2 protein-coding genes and 1 pseudogene are annotated in these 1,400 nt (G+C 63.9%); 2 read left to right on the top strand and 1 reads right to left on the bottom strand.

The genetic code is table 11. The features are described from left to right. Window positions 1–358, bottom strand: a pseudogene (locus RHBS_RS27770) (hypothetical protein); the annotation flags it as partial. Between the two features lie 204 nt (window positions 359–562). On the opposite strand from RHBS_RS27770, the gene crgA reads away from it, so the two are divergent. Together crgA and RHBS_RS27760 are read left to right on the top strand one after the other, a co-directional pair. Next, on the top strand, window positions 563–826 hold the full coding sequence (gene crgA / locus RHBS_RS27765) for a cell division protein CrgA (protein ID WP_121871646.1): 264 nt from the start codon (window positions 563–565) through the stop codon (window positions 824–826). 36 nt (window positions 827–862) lie between these two features. Next, window positions 863–1,348, top strand: coding sequence for a PH domain-containing protein (locus RHBS_RS27760; RefSeq protein ID WP_121871645.1), 486 nt, complete (start codon window positions 863–865; stop codon window positions 1,346–1,348). The last annotated feature ends 52 nt before the right edge of the window (window positions 1,349–1,400 follow it).

The following is a 1,400-nucleotide window of genomic DNA, read 5'->3' as shown; positions in this document are numbered from 1 at the left end:
GGGGGGCGTCGGCCATCGTGACGGTCACGCCCCCGCCGGAAGCGGGGTCACGTCCTGCCGCGTCGGCCAGGGAATCGATACGCACCAACGCGTCGGCAACCTCGGTGTCCCCTGTCGCAGTGCGTTGCTGAATGGACTCGACCTGTTTCTCGAGCGTGTCCCGGCTCCGCTGGGCATCATCACTGCTGCGTTGGGCCGCGTCGACCAGATCTGCGAGCCGGGTGGTATCCCCGCCGCGCAACTCGTTGCCGTCCGAGACATGCCTGGTGGTGCCGAGCAGCAGACCGACGACAGCGCACACCGCGACGGCGAGCACCCACCAGCGGGTGTCGGCGGGGGCAGTCGATCGTCGTGTCACGGGTGCTCACAATTTGTCCGGTGGGTCGGTGCTGGGCTCACCTGCGTTAGCGTGTACAGCAACCGGGTCGGTGACCGTCACGGTCCTCGAGGTCACAATAGCCTGGGGATAAGCGGCACCCGCCGATCCACAGGTTCCGATCGTCAGTTGTCCACAGGTACGGCCGCAGTTGCCGCGGACCGTCACGAACGCGAAGAGGAAGCAATGCCGAAGTCGAAGGTACGGAAGAAGAACGACTACACGATCAACCCGGCGAACCGTACGCCGGTCAAGGTCAACGCCGGGCCGTCACCGGTCTGGTACGTGGTGCTGATGCTGGGATTCATGGTGGTCGGGCTGCTGTGGCTGATCGTCTACTACCTCGCTTCCGAGGACATCGCCTTCATCGGAAACCTCGGTGCCTACAACTTCCTGATCGGCTTCGGGTTCATGGTCGTCGGACTCGTGATGACCATGCGGTGGCGCTGAGCGCCGACCGAGTTACATCGATGTCATTCATCCCCAATGTGGATAAACCCTGTGGATAAGTCTACGAACGATCCACAGGGTGTGTACGAACAGCACTGGGCGACGCCCCTCGTCGCCGTCGCGGCTCTGGTCGCAGGCGGAATCGCACTGGGAATCGGTGCCGCACTCTCCTCCACCGACGCGGCCGGAACCTTCCTCGTCGGGCTCGCAGCCGTCGGAATGTGGATCATCGCCGCACTCGCCGCCGTACAACGCCCCCGGCTGGCCATCACCCAGGACGGATCACTGGTGATGAAACGCCTCAGCGGCATACGCACCTACAGCCGCCGCGACATCGTCCGCGTCAAAATCGTGAAATACCCACGACTGGGACGACGAGTCCCGATGCTCGAACTCGACATCCGCCCACCCGGCGAAGACGACGACCGACTGATCATCTTCGGCAGATGGGACCTCGGAACCGACCCTCGAGACGTATACGACGCACTGGACATCCACGGTCTGGTGCCACGCAACTCCTGAGCGTCCGGCCCCCGGGGGTACTCAATGTGACCTTCGGTGGACTTTTGGGGGG

Source organism: Rhodococcus sp. BS-15 (genome assembly GCF_000813105.1).
Classification (GTDB): Bacteria; Actinomycetota; Actinomycetes; order Mycobacteriales; family Mycobacteriaceae; genus Rhodococcoides.
This window is presented reverse-complemented; position numbering and strand designations above follow the sequence as displayed.